Annotated in this window: 16 protein-coding genes, 2 tRNA genes and 1 rRNA gene; 4 read left to right on the top strand and 15 right to left on the bottom strand. The window is 57.3% G+C overall.

What is annotated here, in order from left to right:
• Positions 1-154: 154 nt before the first annotated feature.
• The 3 genes from ACFDAU_RS11130 to ACFDAU_RS11140 all read right to left on the bottom strand — a co-directional run bounded on the left by ACFDAU_RS11130 (position 155) and on the right by ACFDAU_RS11140 (position 2,179).
• Positions 155-231 (bottom strand) — tRNA-Ile (locus tag ACFDAU_RS11130).
• Between the two features lie 128 nt (positions 232-359).
• Positions 360-1,899: ribosomal RNA gene (locus ACFDAU_RS11135) — 16S ribosomal RNA — on the bottom strand.
• Between the two features lie 203 nt (positions 1,900-2,102).
• Positions 2,103-2,179, bottom strand: a tRNA-Met gene (locus tag ACFDAU_RS11140).
• A gap of 244 nt (positions 2,180-2,423) precedes the next feature.
• Here ACFDAU_RS11140 and ACFDAU_RS11145 point away from each other — a divergent pair.
• Positions 2,424-3,611 (top strand): iron-containing alcohol dehydrogenase, encoded by a 1,188-nt coding sequence (locus ACFDAU_RS11145; protein ID WP_413436987.1) that lies wholly within the window; start codon positions 2,424-2,426, stop codon positions 3,609-3,611.
• On the opposite strand, the gene ACFDAU_RS11150 is transcribed toward ACFDAU_RS11145, so the two are convergent.
• Complete coding sequence (locus ACFDAU_RS11150) at positions 3,595-4,440, bottom strand: acyl-ACP desaturase (protein WP_413436988.1); 846 nt, start codon at positions 4,438-4,440, stop codon at positions 3,595-3,597. The genes ACFDAU_RS11145 and ACFDAU_RS11150 overlap by 17 nt on opposite strands.
• A gap of 239 nt (positions 4,441-4,679) precedes the next feature.
• Between ACFDAU_RS11150 and ACFDAU_RS11155 the strand changes: the two genes are divergently transcribed.
• Together ACFDAU_RS11155 and ACFDAU_RS11160 are read left to right on the top strand one after the other, a co-directional pair.
• Positions 4,680-5,252, top strand: a complete 573-nt coding sequence (locus ACFDAU_RS11155) for a LemA family protein (protein ID WP_413436989.1) — start codon at positions 4,680-4,682, stop codon at positions 5,250-5,252.
• A 2-nt stretch (positions 5,253-5,254) separates the two neighbouring features.
• Positions 5,255-6,166 carry a hypothetical protein gene (locus tag ACFDAU_RS11160; protein ID WP_413436990.1) on the top strand — a complete coding sequence of 304 codons (912 nt, stop codon included), beginning with the start codon at positions 5,255-5,257 and terminating at the stop codon, positions 6,164-6,166.
• Between the two features lie 177 nt (positions 6,167-6,343).
• Here ACFDAU_RS11160 and aprA read toward each other — a convergent pair whose 3' ends face one another.
• The 11 genes from aprA to trxB all read right to left on the bottom strand — a co-directional run bounded on the left by aprA (position 6,344) and on the right by trxB (position 15,863).
• Positions 6,344-8,179: an adenylyl-sulfate reductase subunit alpha gene (gene aprA / locus ACFDAU_RS11165; protein WP_413436991.1), complete on the bottom strand. Its 1,836-nt coding sequence runs from the start codon at positions 8,177-8,179 to the stop codon at positions 6,344-6,346.
• A 4-nt stretch (positions 8,180-8,183) separates the two neighbouring features.
• Positions 8,184-8,633 (bottom strand): adenylyl-sulfate reductase subunit beta, encoded by a 450-nt coding sequence (aprB, locus tag ACFDAU_RS11170; protein ID WP_413436992.1) that lies wholly within the window; start codon positions 8,631-8,633, stop codon positions 8,184-8,186.
• A gap of 4 nt (positions 8,634-8,637) precedes the next feature.
• Positions 8,638-9,396 (bottom strand): adenylyl-sulfate reductase, encoded by a 759-nt coding sequence (locus tag ACFDAU_RS11175; RefSeq protein ID WP_413436993.1) that lies wholly within the window; start codon positions 9,394-9,396, stop codon positions 8,638-8,640.
• 670 nt (positions 9,397-10,066) lie between these two features.
• A complete protein-coding gene (locus ACFDAU_RS11180; protein ID WP_413436994.1) occupies positions 10,067-10,498 on the bottom strand; it encodes a BLUF domain-containing protein in 432 nt (143 codons plus the stop codon).
• Between the two features lie 591 nt (positions 10,499-11,089).
• Complete coding sequence (locus ACFDAU_RS11185) at positions 11,090-11,689, bottom strand: hypothetical protein (RefSeq protein WP_413436995.1); 600 nt, start codon at positions 11,687-11,689, stop codon at positions 11,090-11,092.
• Between the two features lie 68 nt (positions 11,690-11,757).
• Positions 11,758-12,027, bottom strand: coding sequence for a barstar family protein (locus tag ACFDAU_RS11190; RefSeq protein ID WP_413436996.1), 270 nt, complete (start codon positions 12,025-12,027; stop codon positions 11,758-11,760).
• Entirely contained in the window at positions 12,024-12,473 is a 450-nt protein-coding gene (locus tag ACFDAU_RS11195) for a ribonuclease domain-containing protein (RefSeq protein ID WP_413436997.1), read from the bottom strand. Before ACFDAU_RS11195 ends, ACFDAU_RS11190 begins: the two co-directional genes overlap by 4 nt.
• Positions 12,470-13,870, bottom strand: a complete 1,401-nt coding sequence (locus tag ACFDAU_RS11200) for a PhoH family protein (protein ID WP_413436998.1) — start codon at positions 13,868-13,870, stop codon at positions 12,470-12,472. The genes ACFDAU_RS11195 and ACFDAU_RS11200 overlap by 4 nt, the downstream gene beginning before the upstream one ends.
• Before the next feature lie 12 nt (positions 13,871-13,882).
• On the bottom strand, positions 13,883-14,332 hold the full coding sequence (locus tag ACFDAU_RS11205; protein ID WP_413436999.1) for a peroxiredoxin: 450 nt from the start codon (positions 14,330-14,332) through the stop codon (positions 13,883-13,885).
• A gap of 21 nt (positions 14,333-14,353) precedes the next feature.
• A complete protein-coding gene (locus tag ACFDAU_RS11210) occupies positions 14,354-14,899 on the bottom strand; it encodes a Smr/MutS family protein (protein ID WP_413437000.1) in 546 nt (181 codons plus the stop codon).
• 7 nt (positions 14,900-14,906) lie between these two features.
• Positions 14,907-15,863 carry a thioredoxin-disulfide reductase gene (gene trxB, locus ACFDAU_RS11215; RefSeq protein WP_413437001.1) on the bottom strand — a complete coding sequence of 319 codons (957 nt, stop codon included), beginning with the start codon at positions 15,861-15,863 and terminating at the stop codon, positions 14,907-14,909.
• Between the two features lie 111 nt (positions 15,864-15,974).
• Here trxB and ACFDAU_RS11220 point away from each other — a divergent pair, with 111 nt between their 5' ends.
• Positions 15,975-18,260, top strand: a complete 2,286-nt coding sequence (locus ACFDAU_RS11220; RefSeq protein ID WP_413437002.1) for a DNA translocase FtsK — start codon at positions 15,975-15,977, stop codon at positions 18,258-18,260.
• Positions 18,261-18,295 lie beyond the last annotated feature (35 nt).

Below are 18,295 nucleotides of genomic sequence, written 5' to 3' on the forward strand. Positions count from 1 at the left end.
GCGCTACTTGGTCAATCCGCTTAACGGTTAACCAAGCTTTTCCGCCAATCACTGATTTGACAGAAGCAAGCGTAGCAAGGTGGAGCCGGGTGCCGCCTACTTATGTAGGCAAGTCCGGCGACAACGCCGCCACGCGCCGCTTATGTCAAATCAGTGGTGGGTCTGGTTGGGCTCGAACCAACGACCCCCGCGTTATCAACACGGTGCTCTAACCAACTGAGCTACAGACCCGGTGTGCAGGATCTGGTCGAAGATGCTGACTCAGGCTGGGACTCTGCCCTGGTCCTGGATCTCGCTTCCGTTTCCTGTTCGACAACAACAACCGATAAGTGTGGATATTTACAACAGGCTTTCTCTAGAAAGGAGGTGATCCAGCCGCAGGTTCCCCTACGGCTACCTTGTTACGACTTCACCCCAGTCATGAATCCTACCGTGGCAAGCGCCCTCCCGAAGGTTAAGCTACCTGCTTCTGGTAATACCCACTCCCATGGTGTGACGGGCGGTGTGTACAAGGCCCGGGAACGTATTCACCGCGACATGCTGATCCGCGATTACTAGCGATTCCGACTTCACGGAGTCGAGTTGCAGACTCCGATCCGGACTACGATCGGCTTTCTGGGATTGGCTCCCCCTCGCGGGTTGGCAACCCTCTGTACCGACCATTGTATTACGTGTGAAGCCCTACCCATAAGGGCCATGAGGACTTGACGTCATCCCCACCTTCCTCCGGTTTGTCACCGGCAGTCCCATTAGAGTGCCCAACTGAATGTAGCAACTAATGGCAAGGGTTGCGCTCGTTGCGGGACTTAACCCAACATCTCACGACACGAGCTGACGACAGCCATGCAGCACCTGTGTTACGGTTCTCTTTCGAGCACCAAGCCATCTCTGGCAAGTTCCGTACATGTCAAGGGTAGGTAAGGTTTTTCGCGTTGCATCGAATTAATCCACATAATCCACCGCTTGTGCGGGCCCCCGTCAATTCCTTTGAGTTTTAATCTTGCGACCGTACTCCCCAGGCGGTCAACTTCACGCGTTAGCTGCGTTACTAAGGAGGTCTCCCTCCCCAACAACTAGTTGACATCGTTTAGGGCGTGGACTACCAGGGTATCTAATCCTGTTTGCTACCCACGCTTTCGTGCATGAGCGTCAGTGTCGACCCAGGGGGCTGCCTTCGCCATCGGTATTCCTCCACATATCTACGCATTTCACTGCTACACGTGGAATTCTACCCCCCTCTGCCGCACTCTAGTCTTTCAGTTTCCAACGCAGTTCCCAGGTTAAGCCCGGGGATTTCACATCAGACTTGAAAAACCGCCTGCGCACGCTTTACGCCCAGTAATTCCGATTAACGCTCGCACCCTACGTATTACCGCGGCTGCTGGCACGTAGTTAGCCGGTGCTTCTTCTTCAGGTACCGTCATTAATCTCAGGTATTAGCCAAGATCGTTTCTTCCCTGCTGAAAGAGCTTTACAACCCGAAGGCCTTCTTCACTCACGCGGAATGGCTGGATCAGGCTTGCGCCCATTGTCCAAAATTCCCCACTGCTGCCTCCCGTAGGAGTCTGGACCGTGTCTCAGTTCCAGTGTGGCTGATCATCCTCTCAGACCAGCTACTGATCGTCGCCTTGGTAGGCCTTTACCCCACCAACTAGCTAATCAGACGTCGGCCGCTCCAATAACGCAAGGTCCGAAGATCCCCTGCTTTCCCCCGTAGGGCGTATGCGGTATTAGCACAGCTTTCGCTGCGTTATCCCCCATTACATGGATACGTTCCGACGTATTACTCACCCGTTCGCCACTCGCCACCAGGAGCAAGCTCCCGTGCTGCCGTTCGACTTGCATGTGTAAAGCATTCCGCCAGCGTTCAATCTGAGCCAGGATCAAACTCTTCAGTTTAATTCCTGTGTGCGATTCAGTCTCGTCCTAAGACTCCACCAAACCGCGGTCGCTCATTCTCAAAGTTTTAATGCTTTAAGTCTGAGCACTTGCAATTTCTTACTTCCCTCTTCCAGTTACCAGTTACCCAGTTCCCAAAATCAGGTACCCATCGCAAATACCCACACTTATCGGTTGTCTTGTTGTTAAAGAGCGGTGTTGCTTGGTTGCGGGGGCAGGATTTGAACCTACGACCTTCGGGTTATGAGCCCGACGAGCTGCCAGACTGCTCCACCCCGCGTCCGATTTACTGCTTCTCATCGCTGCGCTGTTTATGCCGCGTCGAGAAGTGAGACTATAGCAAAGCACGGCGTTTGGCGTCAACATTTATTCGCGTCCACCCCCTTTGCCGGGGATGCATTTTGCGGGCAGAATGAACCTAAATACCTGAACAGATTTCATTTTTACTGTAATAAAAAACACACTCGAATAATCAAAAAAATGCGAACACCTCTTCATTACAACTCCACCTGCAATCAAATTTTATGATGAATGCATTCAATATTTCACGTTTGCCACGCATTTTATTCGGGCCAGGCACTGTGCAGCAGCTTCCCGGGCTGGCTGCACGTTATGGCAAACATGTACTGCTGGTCACCGGGCGCTCCGCTATTCGTGATTCACGCATCTGGACCGAATTATTGTGTGGACTGGAGGCGCACGGGATGACGTGGGAAGACGTAAAGGTGGAAACCGAACCCTCGCCGTATCTGGTAGATACGGAAGTAACTCGGTTACAGGATTGTGCAATCGACGTTGTGGTTGGCATTGGCGGCGGTAGTGCCCTGGATGCCGCGAAAGCGATCGCAGGTTTGCTGCGCCCGGGCAACTCCGTCATGGATCACCTCGAAGGCGTTGGGCCAGAGCGACCTTATTCGGGCCCTGCCACTCCCTTTATTGCGGTGCCGACTACCGCGGGCACAGGCTCGGAGGCCACCAAAAATGCCGTATTAAGCCTGCATGGTGAGCACGGCTTTAAAAAGTCCTTCCGCGATGAAAGCCTGATAGCGGAATATGCCGTGGTTGATCCGGATCTGCTTGCCTCCTGCCCGGCCCCGGTTATCGCCGCAAATGGCATGGATGCGCTCACTCAGTTATTGGAGTCATTTGTTTCCACCAAGGCCAATCCATTTACTGATGCACTTGCGCTGGATGGCCTGCGCATAACGCGTGACAGTCTTTTGGTCTGGTATCGGCAGGGCGCGTCCGCTGCGGATGCGCGCTCCGGTATGGCCTATGCCGCACTCCTGTCGGGTATCACTCTGGCGCAAGTTGGGCTGGGTTCAGTACATGGATTGGCTGCGCCGCTGGGGGCATTTTTCCCGATCCCACACGGTGTGGCTTGCGGCACCCTAGTCGCAGCGGCGACGCAAATCAATATACAGGCATTAAAGCAACGCACACCCGCCGGTGTCGCCTTACGAAAATACGCGCAGCTGGGTCGATTGCTGGGCAACGATGAAACGCTGGACGACTTGGCCGCACACGATACCTTGATTGAAATACTGGATAAGTGGACCAGGGAAATGGATCTGCCGCGTCTCAATCATTATGGCGTCTGTGTGGATGATCTATCTCGTATCGTCACCAACAGCCGCGGCAGCAGTATGAAAACCAACCCTATACTGCTGACCGATGACGAGATTGAAACCGTGCTTAGAATGCGGCTGTAGGCACCGCCGAAGCAACTTGTTTACGGTAACGGTTCAGATCCTTGATGCTCTCAAAAGACTGGCCGAACAGATTGGATAACTTGATCAGGATGGTGTTGACCACTTTGGCTTCCCAGCTTGGATCAAACTGGATCTGATTATCCAGCCAGTGTTCGAGCCAGTCCGGATCGGGCATGCGGCTTTGTACCGTGTCATTGGGGAAAAAATTGGCACTGACGTGCAAATTGGTGGGATGCAGGGGCTTGCTACTGCGCCCGGAGCTGGTCATCAACACGCCAACCTTGGCGAAAGCGGCCCGCGCCTCATCGCCCTGACGTTCGATCGCCTGCTGCATATAACGAAAATACACCCCGCCGTGACGCGCCTCATCTCCGGAGAGCAGGCCATAAATATGCTTGATGACAGGTTCGGTGTGCCACTGTGCGGCGCGGCGGTACCACTGCGTCAGTCGCATCTCGCCACAGAAATGCAGCATGAGGGTGTCCAGCGGCGGCGCTGGATCAAATTCAAAACGCACCTGATGCAATTCTTCCTCAGTAGGCGCCATATCCGGACGAAAGCGGCGCAGATATTCCATTAACACCAGCGCATGTTTTTGTTCCTCGTAAAACCATACCGACATGAACGCCGAAAAATCGCTGTCATGGCGGTTATCGCGCAAAAACATTTCCGTAGCAGGCAGCGCCGACCATTCGGTAATCGCGTTCATCTTGATGGTGGCGGCTTGCTCATCGGTCAGCAGCGTCGGATCAAAGCTATCCCAGGGCACGTCTTTGGCCATGTTCCAGCGTAGTTTTTCCAATGTGCCAAATACTTCCGGATAAAGCATGTGAACTCCGACAGACAAAATAGTTAATTTACTGAAGCCGCATTGCGGCATTGCGACAAAGCCGTGACAAATTCCATCAAGACCAGGAACAAACATAACACATCCGCGTACGGAAAGTGTGTTGCTCGCCTGGCAAAGCCGGACACCGGCAAGCGCCCGGGCTGAGCCGGAGCAACCTGTTTGCCCTTAATTTTTTTGCTGCTTATCCGTTACACTTCAGATAAACAAGGGGAGAAAACATGGGCACCGCTCAGATTGTCACACTGATCATTCTGGTTATTGTCGCGCTTTACACGATATTGCTCTATAACGGACTGGTCACACTCAAGCACAACGTCGGGCGCGCCTGGTCGAACATCGATGTACTGCTCAAGCAACGTCACGACGAATTGCCCAAGCTGGTGGAAACCTGCAAGCAGTACATGCAGTTCGAGCAACAAACCCTGGAAAAAGTGATGCAAGCGCGCGCCGCGGTGTCTACGGCACGCGAGGCGCACAATATGGCCGCCTTATCCAGCGCGGAAGGTGCATTGCGCACCAGTCTGGGCGGGCTGTTTGCCGTGGTGGAAGCCTATCCGGAACTGAAAGCCGACGCGAGCTTCAAAACCCTTCAGGCACGCATTATTGGACTTGAAAATGCGATTGCCGACCGTCGCGAATTCTACAATGACAGCGTTAACATCAACAACGTGCGCATCGAGCAGTTCCCGGACGTGATCATCGCTAAAAAATTCGGCTTCAAGGCCTTTGAACTGCTCAGGTTCAAGGCAGATGAAATAACCGATGTGAACGTTAAAACATTATTTGGCTGAATATGGGCTGGATTGCAGAGGCCATCGCAGAAGCGCGTCACACCTTCGCCAATGGTCTCACTACCGGATTCAACCTGCTGTTTCTGATACTGGGTTTGGAGATCGGCAATCACACTGGCTGGCTTGTCGCGCTATCGCTGGTGGGTGCCACCAGCTTTATCGCCTGGCTCGCCAACCATCGACGCTACCGTCTGGTGGCTGATACACCCACCTCCAGAATCATCTCCGCACCTCAGGGTTACACTGAATTTGCCGGACGCGGCAGGTATCTTGATGGAGCACAATTAGTCAGCCATCTCAGTAATCTGCCCTGTCTGTGGTACCGCTATCGCGTCGAGCGTCGGAGCAACGAAGATAACTGGGAATTTATCGATTCCGGCGCCAGCCATGACACCTTCGCCCTGGATGATGGTAGCGGCCAGATATTAATCGATCCCGACGGTGCTGAAATCCGTACCAGTCATAAACGCGAATGGATCGAACAAGGTTACCGCAAGACGGAATGGATGCTATTGGCGGGCGAGCCACTCTATGGCATTGGTGAACACGTCACACTGGGCGGCGCCAATGCCGAACTGGATGCGAAACAGGATGTGTCGGACCTGCTGGCGCAGTGGAAGCAGGATAAAGCCACGCTGATGTCGCGCTTTGACTTGAACAAGGATGGCGAACTGAACGCACACGAATGGGAAGCCGCTGTACTGCTGGCAAAACAACACATCGCTGCCGAACATCAAGAAATCCGCATGAAAGACGGCGTGCATATGCTACGCAAGCCCAGTGATGGACGACTATACCTGGTCGCCAACGAACCGCCCGACAAGCTCGCCACTCGTTATCGGCTGTGGTCATGGATCCATCTGACCATCATGAGTGGCGCCATTGCCCGCCTGATCTGGCTCAGTGCGAATTGAGGCACATAACGATGCGGTACGCGCATCTTCCTTTCAACTCTGCCCGATTGTTGAGCCGGCACGGCAAAAGGCAATATCTGGCCCTGCGCCTGTAGTGATTGATGCGCCCGGCTGAGCAAAATTTTCATATCGCTCGTCAAAAGGGCAGTTCGGGCTGGCATCATGGGATTATCCCGCTCACTTTATGATGTGGTGCACCGGAAGCTTGCTCATGCGCCAGTCACCCGTTTTCGCGTCATACTCCGATGCGGTGAAGACGTGCCAGTTGGTGTCGTCGAGCTTCGGATGGTCAGCGCGATAATAGTAGCCCGGCCAGCGGGTTTCCTCCCGGAACAGCGTGTGACGGGTCACCGATTCCGCCGTCAGGACCCGGTGATGGAGTTCCCAGGCGCGCTGCAGCTGGTGCAGGTCCTCGGCGCCGAGACGGTCGAGGTCCTCACGCAACATCGCCAGGAGTTCCAGGCCCCGGTCGAGCAAGGGTTTGCTGGTGACATAGAAGGTGCTGTAGCCGCCGACGTACTCATCCATGAGTTTCTCCAGCCGCTGCAGGCCGTGTAGCGGCAGCAGATAGCTCGGCGACACGGTGCCGGCGACGATCTCGTTGCGGCCGAGCTTGTAGTTTTCCAGCGGCTTGAACACTGCCTGCTTGAGGCTGTCGACTTCATTGTCATCAAGCTGCGGTTGGTCGCCTTTCAAATCCCTAACATACCGGACCGCCGACTTGCCGGCCAATCTCCCTTCGGTAAACGAGCCGGACGAGAACTTGTGTGGCGCCCCACCCATGGTATCGCCGGCCCCGAACAGCCCTTCGACAGTTGTCATGCGGTTATAGCCCCACTGGTAGTCATCCGGCGCGCAGTCCTCCGGGCCGCTGGCCCAGGCGCCGGAACAGGTGGCGTGCGAACCCATCACGTAGGGTTCGGAGGTGATCAGCTCGGACGGTTTTTCCCTGGGGTCGATGTTCTGCGACGCCCACACGACGGCTTGGCCGATGGTCATGTCGAGGAAATCCTCCCAGCCGATCTCCTCTTTCTCGGCGGTATCGAGAACACGCTGGGTCTGCATGTAAATGGGGCCGTTGCCGGCCTTCATCTCCTCCAGCATCGCGTGATTGCGCAGGCAGGTCGGGAACGGCTGGCTGTTCGTATATTTCTCGCCGACGATGGCCTTGGTATGCTCCAGCCATTTCGACTCGTACTGTTCGCCGTAGGCGTTGGTGGCCACAGACTTCAGCAGCAGGAACCAGGCGCCGACCGGCCCGTAACCGTCCTTGAAGCGGGCGAGCACGATGCGGTTCTCCATTTGCGTCATCTTGGCGCCCGTCGGGATCAGCAGACCGTAGGCCGAGGCGCTGCTCCATGGCGCATACCAGGTCCGGCCGGTGCCTTCGCCGATGGCCCTCGGCCGGTAAATATGGGAGGCGCCGCCGGCGCCCACGATGACCGCCTTGGCCCGGAAAACGTAGAAGTCCCCGCTGCGCACGCTGAAGCCGACGGCCCCGGCGACGCGGTTGGGTTTGGTCTTGTCCATCAGCAGATGGGTGACCATGATGCGGTTATACACTTCGCTCGCCGCTTTGCGCGCGGCTTCGGCGATGATGGGCTTGTAACTCTCGCCGTGGATCATGATCTGCCATTTGCCTTCGCGCAGGTAGTGGCCGGTCTTTTCGTCCTTCATGATCGGCAGGCCCCACTCCTCGAACTTGTGCACGGTGGAGTCCACATGCCGGGCGTTGTCGTAGACGATGTCCTCGCGCACGATGCCAAGTAAATCGCCGCGCGCATAGCGCACGTGGTCTTCCGGCTGATTTTCATTCCAGCGCATGCCCATATAGCAGTTGATCGCCGACAGGCCGTGCGCCACCGCGCCGCTGCGCTCGATGTTCGCCTTTTCGACCAGGACGATGTTCAGGTCCCGTCCCCAGTAGCGGGATTCGTAGGCGGCGCCGCAGCCGCCGAAGCCGCCGCCGATGACCAGGATGTCGGAATCCACGAACTTTGTTTTTATCCCCATGGCATCACCCCTGTTCGTAACGAGGCAAGGTTGGAAGCTTCTCGACCTTGAGTGCCTCGGGTTCGTGGGCGAGCATTACCGAGTCGAGATCGTTCGCGTCGGGCGCCGGGTAATCGGAAGGCGACTTGATGGAACCCCAGGGCGTGGTCCGGATCGGGAACGCGAACCCCTTCACGCGCCCGTCGCGGTACTTGATCTTCCATGAGACCACTCCCTTCTCCTCTTCCCGCAGCACCCGGACGCTGTGGCCCAGCGGCGCGAAATCCGAATAGCCGCGCACGTCGATCGCATGCTGCGGGCAGGCCTTCACGCACGAATAACACTCCCAGCAGAAATTGGGCTCGATGTTGTAAGCGCGCCGGTAGGTCCTGTCGATGTGCATGATGTCGGACGGACAGATGTCCACGCACTGTCCACAACCGTCGCAGCGCGTCATGTAAACGAAGGTGGGCATAGGCTTACCTCTCTATGTACTGCGCGTCGGACGGTCGCGGCAGGCTGGAGGAACCGTTTGCCTCCTCGACCCGTTTCTGGAACGCCGCCGCGGGCTTATAGAACATGTGCGCGAACTTGGACCACGGAACGCCGAGGAACAGCACCGTGGTAAAGAAGATATAGATACCAAAGGTGATCTGCGTCGCCCGCAGATTGCCCGCCGTCTGCACGATTTCCCAGATAAGAGCGAACGTCACGCTCAACAGCAGCGAGACGATGAACAGGTCGGCACGCACCAGGCGAAATGGCGAATGCCCCTCCTTGGCCACGTTTACCCTGAGAAAAAAGAAAAACCAGTAACCACCGATGAGTACCATCAGAGCGCCGATGTTCCACAGTACCGGCAGGACAACCGGCGTACGCGGGTCTGCCGGGTAAATGAATGCCATCGCAACGGTCGTGATGAGATAGAGCACGAAACCATAGAACATCAGGACATGGGAGATCCTTCTGTTCCGGTTGCAGAATTCACCGAAAGTCGCCACATCGTGCGCGAGGGTTCTGGTCGCGATTGCAGCCATATCCGCGCCACCAAGCTTCCGCGTTGCGGCGGCTCTTGATTGCTCCCTCTGCCGCAGGAAGAATTTGGCACTGCCCTTGTGATATAGATCGAATAATGTTCCGGCGGCGACCGCGAGTACCATCAGAACGATGTAAACCTGCATGAAGAGTGGGGACAGAAAATCTGTCAACGGGATGAACGGATTGGTGGTGAACATCATTACCTCCCAATGCCAGTCGGCGCCTCCTTGGAGTAGCGGAGGCGCCTTGCCTTGCAGGCAAAGCCTGCGTTTGGATGTTGCGGGGCTAAGATTGCCTGGGGCACCAGGCTTTGCGCCAAGCGCACGTAAAGTCAACCATGGTGTAAAAATAGCACTTAAAGCGGTCATGTCAATTTTTGAGCTTTACATATTTTTTCCCCCGGTACAGGTCAAACTCGCGGCCCCAAGCTGGGGGATGCGCTGGCGGAAAAGGGGATTTCAAAAACAAAAAAGCCACGCGCAACGTGCGTGACTCAAGGTTCTTTGAACTCCCCTTCTGGGCCGGTCGGACGGGAAGGGTAGGCGAGCACTGATCGCGCTCCGCAGCAGCTTGCGGTTTGTGCAAGCTGTCAGGGCGTTTGCGCAGCCCCCGTCTGAGCGGTTCAGACGAAGGTATCCCGCAGGGACGGCGCAGTGGGGTGGCTTTCTTTTGGGTTAGCTTTTCTTGGTCACACAAGAAAAAGTGACTAGCTGCCTTGCTACCCCCGGCAAACTATGTTCAAGCGATACGCGTCGCATAGGCGCGTCCATTAGCTTTGGTATGTGTTAATGCAAGACCTGCGCCTGAATTACCGAGTTGGGCCGATTGTTGGGCGGACTCTGACACAACCTGATACTCGCGATGGCATCTTCATTCTCTAAGAAAATCATCTCGGAGAGACAATAGAAATCTCTTTCCCATGGTTTTTGGCGTGCTGAGGGCCTGTGCACCAAAACCTTGCTGAAGGAAGGTTGAGTAAGCTGGCTTCCCTTCGAGAGACAATTCGCTTGGGACAAGAAATGCCATTGACCAATTTGCAAATGATCTTTGTGCAATAGGTCCGTCCCACAACAATCGATTCTGTTGGTTGCGCTCGTCTTTGCAAATCGTCTCGTATACAGAGAAGATGTCTGACTTGCTTCCTTCTAACAACTGCATGAACTCTCTTTGATGATAGACAAGCAAACCGGTGATGTGCAGTCGGGCATTTTTCTTGCGCGATTGCTCGAGGAGTGCTGTCAGGTCCGAGAGTGACATTTCCCGCCTAGCCGCACTTACATAAACCAATTCGTAAAGTTCCATGAGTTCTCCAGCCTTGTACGTAGGCATGAACACGGCAGCCAGTCCTACCCGAGTGTTCGCGTAGCCAGCCCAGGTAAAAGCGGTAATCCTCGACAGCATAAAAGCAAGCCAGCCGGTTGTTGCCACGCTGGACAATATGCTGTGACACATTGGGCAGGGACAAACGGACACGGCGAGTCATGGTCTATTCCTTCCTTGCCATGGCGTACAAAGATTAGCATAAACCGTGGTCTGTCCCCTGTCGTTAAACAACCACGCGCAACGCGCGTGACTTCGCGTTCTTTGAACCCCCTTCTGCGCCGCTCCGTCTGAACCGGTCAGGCGGAAGGTTTAGGCGAGCACTGCTCGAGCTCCGCAGCAGCTTGCGGTTTGTGCAAGCTGTCAGGGCGTTTGCGCAGCCCCCCGCCTGAGCGGTTCAGACGAAGGTATCCCGTAGGGACTGCGCATCGCTTGAACATGGTTTGCCGGGGGTAGCCCGGCAAACCATGTTCAAGCGATGCGCGTCGCATAGGCGCGTCCATTAGCTTTGGTATGTGTTAATGCAAGGCCTGAGCCGCATTTCCGGTTTTTCTGATCGATTAGGCTGGATTTTCATTTTCGTATAGATTTGAAAATAGGATAAAGCTTTACGTAGCTATGCTTGCCAAGAAAATACATCGTGATGAGTGGAGCAATAATTGCAACTTGCATGGCTTGGTCGCTAAGGGTCCGAGCACCTTGTAGCAATGACTCACTCAAATTTCTTTGGCCAATTAAGTAATTAGCCCAAGCAACAAGGGAAAACCCGTAAACAAACTGCAAAAACAACCATGCGCCGGCAATGATTGGAAGCAGCACGAGAAATGGTTCTGTGAATCTGTTCCTGTACAGGAAGCTAACCGCACCGATGCCCATGCAAATTGCAATCAACGCAAGCGAAGTAAAGATGGAGATGAAAAAGACTGCCGAATAAGCGGTAATGAATATCGCCCACATAATCGGTGTTTTTGATTTTAGTGCAACGGAAATTGCCGTTCCAATAGTGGCAACGAAAACTACAGCCATGAGAAATGGTTCTTTCTCAAAAACATATCTCGGTATTCCGATACCGAACAAGGTTATATCCACCCACAATAACGGAAGCATGAGATAGATAAGAGCTGCCTTCATGATGAATATGGCAGCCAGCTTAATCAAAGTGACTTTGCCCATGACGGCCGTCATAAAGAGTCAGACACAATATAAATCGATGTCAAATACGATTTCGGTTTCGCGGCATATTACCCCCGTAACTCCAACCTAAAATCCTCCCGCTCTGCCACCACATCCGCCAGTATCTCCAGCAACCGCCAGTAATCCTCCCCCAGCGCATCGCGCGTAACCCCCGGCTTTTCCCAGATCAGTTCAAACGGGCCTTCGACGTCGTCGGTCAGCACATCCCACAGCGCGTCGAGATTGCGCCCGAAATGTTCGGGGAAGGCGAAATCCTTCGCGATCTGGTCGTAGAAGGTTTTCATGCTGGTGATGCTTTGCAGGTGGCAGGTTTTCATTGGCAGGCGGGGATCTCGGTAAAGGTGCGGTAGTGGTCAACGGTGACGAAGCGGCGGCCTTCGCGCGAGAAGATCAGGCGCTTGGCGCCGCGATGGCCGCCGTTGTAGTCGAGGTCGGCTTCGCGCCACTGGCCGTGGGGCAACCGGCGTTCACGGTTGCCAAAATGGTCGCCGCCTATGCTTTTGCCGTGCAGCGCGGGCACCTCCCACAGGTCGTGGCCGCGCTGCCAGCCGGCGGATTGCGCCTCGCGCTTGGTGACGAATTTATCCGGCAGGCGCGTATTGCGATCGGCGTTGAGGGTTTGCAGGGCCTGCGTCAGCTCGGCCTCGTCGATGTGTGGGCGCGACTGCTGATTGAATGCGTGCACGACGTCGCGGCAACTGGCCGCCTGGACCGCAGGCGCGAACGCCAGCAAGCCAAGCAAGGCCAGCAGTGCGCGCGTCATAGCACCTCACCCGCCCAGTCGGCCAGCCGCGAACGCTCGCCGCGCGCCAGGGTGATGTGCCCGCCATGCGGCCAGCCCTTGAAACGGTCGACCACGTAGGTCAGGCCGGAGCTGCCCTCGGTGAGGTAAGGCGTGTCGATCTGCGAGATGTTGCCCAGGCACACCACCTTGGTGCCGGGACCGGCGCGGGTGATGAGGGTTTTCATCTGCTTGGGGGTGAGGTTCTGCGCCTCGTCGATGATCAGGTATTTGTTGAGGAAGGTGCGCCCGCGCATGAAGTTCAGCGACTTGACCTTGATGCGGCTGCGGATCAGGTCCTGGGTGGCGGCGCGTCCCCAGTCGCCGGCGCTGTCGTCGGTCTTGTTGAGCACGTCGAGGTTGTCTTCCAGTGCGCCCATCCACGGCGTCATTTTCTCTTCCTCGGTGCCGGGCAGGAAACCGATATCCTCGCCCACCGGCACGGTCACGCGGGTCATGATGATTTCCGAATAGCGCTTGTGCTCCAGCGTCTGCATCAGCCCTGCGGCCAGCGTGAGCAGAGTTTTTCCGGTGCCGGCCTGACCCAGCAGGGTGACGAAATCGACCTCCGGATCCATCAGCACATTGAGCGCGAAATTCTGCTCGCGGTTGCGCGCGGTGATGCCCCACACGTTGTTTTTCTGATGGCTGTAATCCTTGATGGTCTGAAACTCGGCGACATTGCCATCAACGGACCGGACAATGGCGTAGAGCGGATTGCTGCCCTCCTGATAGACGAATTCGTTGACCAGCAGATGGCTGACCAGCGGCCCCTTGACGCGATACCAGGTGTGGCCGTCGGCCTGCCAGGATTCGATCCCCTTGCCGTGCTTGTCCCAGAAATCTTCCGGCAGTTCGCGCACCCCGGCGTAGAGCAGGTCGGTGTCTTCGAGTACCTTGTCGTTGAAGTAGTCCTCGGCAGGCAAACCCAGCGCGCGCGCCTTGATGCGCATGTTGATGTCTTTCGACACCAGGATGACTTGGCGCTTGGGCTGCTCTTCGCGCAGGCTCAGGATCACGCCGAGAATCTGGTTGTCCACCTTGCTGTTGGGCAGAGTGAGCGGGGTGTCGATGCGCGAAATTTTGGTCTGCAGGAACAACCGTCCGGTGGCTGCCTTGCGGCTCTTGCTGCTCAGCGGAATCCCGGCTTCGATCGAATCTTCGCAACCGGATACGATTTCGTCCAGGAAGCGGCTGGCCTGACGCGCATTGCGCGCCACTTCGGTCATGCCTTTCTTGTTGTGATCGAGTTCCTCCAGCGTGCCCATCGGCAAAAAAATGTCGTGCTCTTCAAAACGGAACAAGCTGGTGGGGTCGTGCATCAGCACGTTGGTATCAAGAACAAACAGCTTGGTGAGCGCAGCGGCTTTGCGGGGCATTCAGATTTTCTCCTAGAGGGTTTTAACGGTGTCCAGCACTTCCTGCGCGTGGCCGGCGGATTTCACGCTACGCCATTCCTTGACCAGCTTGCCGTCGGCGTCGAACACGAAGGTACTGCGGTCGACACCGCGGACTTCCTTGCCGTACATGTTCTTCAGCTTCATCACGCCGAACAGTTCGCACACTTTTTCGTCTGTGTCGGACAATAGCTCGAACGGCAGGCTGAGCTTGGTCTTGAATTTTTCGTGGGATTTCAGATCGTCGCGCGATATGCCCACAATCTCGCAATGGTGCGCCTGAAATTCGTCATACAAATCGCGGAAGTCGGAGCCCTCCACAGTGCAGCCTGGGGTATCGTCCTTGGGATAGAAGTACACCACCAGTTTCTTGCCGCGCGCATCCGAGAGTTTGAAGGTCCGGTTGCCGGTGGAGGGAAGTTCGAATTCGGTAATTGTTGCCATGGTGCTCCTCCAAAACGGTTTTCATGAAGACTTGAGTAACACTACCACCGCGCCACTGCCGCCGTCCACCGCGCGCGCCTGGCAAAACGCCAGGACCTCATCTTTTTGCATCAGCCAGTTTTTTACCTTGGTGCGCAATACCGGCTCGCGGTTTTTGGAACGCAGCCCCTTGCCGTGAATGATGCGCACGCAGCGCAGGCCGCGCTTGCTGCAGCCGGCGATGAATGCATTCACTTCCTGGCGGGCTTCGACGCTGACCAACCCATGCAAATCCAGCTCGGCCTGCAGCACCCAGTGCCCGCGCCGCAGCTTCTTCAGCGTGTCGCGGCGCAAGCCGGTACGCAGGAACACCAGCTCCTCGCCGGTTTCCATGGCGTCTTCCCAGGCGATGTGGTCGGACAGGCTGTCGGCGAGCGCCTGCTGTTCGTCGCGGATACGCTGGCGCGGGATGGGCGAAACGCGCGGCAGGACCGGCTCGACCTTGCCATGCTCGGGCAGCGGCCGGGCGTCCTCCACCGCCGCCTTGAACAGCGCGGCGTCGTCCGCAGGAGGCACGCGCCCGGCCATGAGCTGATTACTTGCCGAGGCTTTCCAGGTAGCGGTCGGCGTCGAGCGCGGCCATGCAGCCGGTGCCGGCGCTGGTCACAGCCTGGCGGTAGATGTGGTCCTGCACGTCGCCAGCGGCAAACACGCCGGGGATATTGGTGGCGGTGGCGTTGCCCTTGTTGCCGCCTTTGGTGACGATATAGCCGCCTTCCATCTCAATCTGGCCGGTGAAAATATCGGTATTGGGCTTGTGGCCGATGGCGATGAATACCCCGGTCAGGGCGATATCCCTGGTGCTGCCGTCCACGGTGGACTTGATGCGCATGCCGGTGACGCCGGTTTTATCGCCCAGCACTTCGTCCAGCTGGCTGTTCCATTCCACGCTGACCTTGCCTTCCTTGACCTTCTCCATCAGATGATCGGCGAGTATCTTTTCCGACTTGAACTTGTCGCGGCGGTGCACCACGGTGACATGGCGCGCGATGTTGGACAGGTACAGCGCTTCCTCCACGGCAGTATTGCCGCCGCCGATCACCGCCACATCCTGGTCGCGATAGAAGAAACCGTCGCAGGTCGCGCAGCCGGAGACGCCCTTGCCCATGAAAGCCTGTTCGGACTCCAGCCCCAGGTACATGGCCGACGCGCCGGTGGCGATGATCAGCGCATCGCAGGTATAGATGCCCTGGTCGCCAATCAGCGTAATGGGCTTGTCGCTCAGCTTGGCGGTGTGGATGTGGTCGAAAATGATTTCGGTGTTGAAGCGGCGCGCGTGCTTTTCGAAACGCGCCATCAATTCCGGCCCCTGCACGCCGTCGGCGTCGGCCGGCCAGTTGTCCACGTCGGTGGTGGTCATCAGCTGGCCGCCTTGCGCCATACCGGTAATGACGACGGGGTTCAGATTGGCGCGCGCCGCATACACGGCGGCGGAATAGCCTGCCGGACCGGAGCCGAGGATGATGAGGCGATGGTGTTGGGTTGTGGACATGCAGTACTCCGTAGCGGGATTGAAGAATGGAAAACTGAAACAGTATGGAAGATGGTCACGGACTGGACAAGGTTCAAGTTATAATTTTGCATTCCTGTAAATTATCCGACCATGTCGATTACCCGGCGCAATACTCAGAAATCCGTCCGTAAACCACTCCCGCCAAGGCTCAGCGGCCTGCTGCGCGAGATCGGCTGGCTGCTGAGTGTCGCGCTGGCTGCGTTCCTGGCGGTCATCCTGTTCTCTTATTCCCAGTCCGATCCGGGCTGGTCGCATAGCGGACAAGGCAGTGTGCACAATGTGGGCGGCACTTTGGGCTCCTATCTGGCCGACATATTGCTCTCGTTATTCGGGCTTTCCACCTGGTGGCTGGTGGCACTGGCGCTGTATGCCACCTGGTGGGGATATCGCAAGCTGGAGATTTCCGAAGCGTCCGACCGCCGCTCCCTGTATATCCGCAGCGCCGGATTTGTATTGCTGCTGCTGTCCAGCGCCGGGCTGGAATCGCAGCGCCTGTACAGCCTGCACATCGCGTTGCCGGAGCACCCGGGCGGTATTCTGGGGGCGATTGCGGGGGAAGCCGTCGTCCGGATACTGGGCTTTACCGGCGGCACGCTGGCCTTGCTGGTATTGATTGCCGCCAGCTTGAGCCTGTTTACCAATATTTCCTGGCTGACCGTCGTGGAAAAAACCGGGGAATATCTCGAACGCAGCTGGTTTTGGGCCATCGAGACCTGGACCGCGCGACGCGAACGGCGCGTGGGGCAAGCCGCCACGCTGCGTCGTGACGAGATGGTGATGGAAGAGAAACGGCGCAACGTGGACCGCGCCCCGGTGATCATCGAAACACCCCCGCCCACCATTATCAAATCGGAACGCGTGCAGGTGGAAAAGCAGGCGCCGCTGTTTGCCGAAATGCCGGATTCGCCTTTGCCGCCGCTGCATTTGCTGGATGCCGCGACGGCCCATGTGGAAAGCCTGTCGGCGGAAACCCTGGAATTCACCTCGCGCCTGATCGAACGCAAGCTGGCCGAGTTCAACGTGCAGGCGCGCGTGGTCGCCGCCCTGCCCGGCCCGGTGATCACCCGCTACGAGATCGAGCCGGCCTCCGGCGTCAAGGGCAGCCAGATCGTCAATCTCGCCAAGGATCTGGCGCGGGCACTGTCGGTGGTGAGTATCCGCGTGGTGGAAACCATTCCCGGCAAAACCACCATGGCGCTGGAAATTCCCAACCCCAAACGCGAGATCGTGCGCCTGTCGGAAATCCTGTCCGCCAAGGTGTATCACGACATGGCGAGCCCGCTGGCGATGGCGATGGGCAAGGACATTGCCGGCAACCCGGTGGTGGCCGATCTGGCCAAAATGCCGCACGTCCTGGTGGCCGGCACGACCGGCTCGGGCAAGTCGGTGGCAATCAACGCAATGATTCTGAGCCTGCTGTACAAGGCCGACCCCAGCCAGGTACGGCTCATCCTGGTCGACCCGAAAATGCTCGAGCTGTCGGTGTACGAGGGCATTCCGCATCTGCTCGCGCCGGTGGTCACCGACATGCGCCAGGCCGCCGCCGCGCTCAACTGGTGCGTGGCCGAGATGGAACGCCGCTACAAACTGATGTCCACGCTCGGCGTGCGCAATCTGGCCGGTTACAACCAGAAAGTGCGCGACGCGAAAAAATCCGGCACCCCGCTCACCCACCCGTTCAGCCTGACCCCGGATAACCCCGAGCCGCTGGAAGAGCAGCCGATGATCGTGGTGGTGATCGACGAGCTGGCCGACATGATGATGGTGGTGGGCAAGGCCGTCGAGCAATTGATCGCGCGGCTGGCGCAAAAAGCCCGCGCCGCCGGGGTACACCTGATCCTGGCGACGCAGCGCCCGTCGGTGGACGTGATTACCGGCCTGATCAAGGCCAACATCCCCACCCGCGTCGCGTTCCAGGTATCCAGCAAGATCGACTCGCGCACCATCCTCGACCAGATGGGCGCGGAGGCCCTGCTCGGCCAGGGCGACATGCTCTACCTGCCCCCCGGTACCGGCTATCCGCAACGCGTGCACGGCGCATTTGTGGCCGACGAAGAAGTGCACAAGGTGGTGGAATACCTGAAACAGCTGGGCGAGCCGGATTACATTGAAGGCATTCTCGACACCCCGGAGGACAATGAAGTCGGTGGCGAAACTGCCGTTGGCGGCGGCGATGCAGAGAGCGACCCGCTGTATGACGAAGCCGTCGCCCTGGTGTTGAAAACCAAGCGCCCATCGATCTCTGCCGTGCAGCGCCATCTGCGTATCGGCTACAACCGCGCCGCGCGGCTGATCGAAGCCATGGAACAGGCCGGGCTGGTCACGCCGATGCAGAGCAATGGCAACCGTGAAGTGCTGGCCCAGAACCGGGAATGAAGATCATGCGATGGGACAACGCTAGCCGGAGCAAC

This window comes from Sulfuriferula sp. GW1 (genome assembly GCF_047300855.1).
Classification (GTDB): domain Bacteria; phylum Pseudomonadota; class Gammaproteobacteria; order Burkholderiales; family Sulfuriferulaceae; genus Sulfuriferula.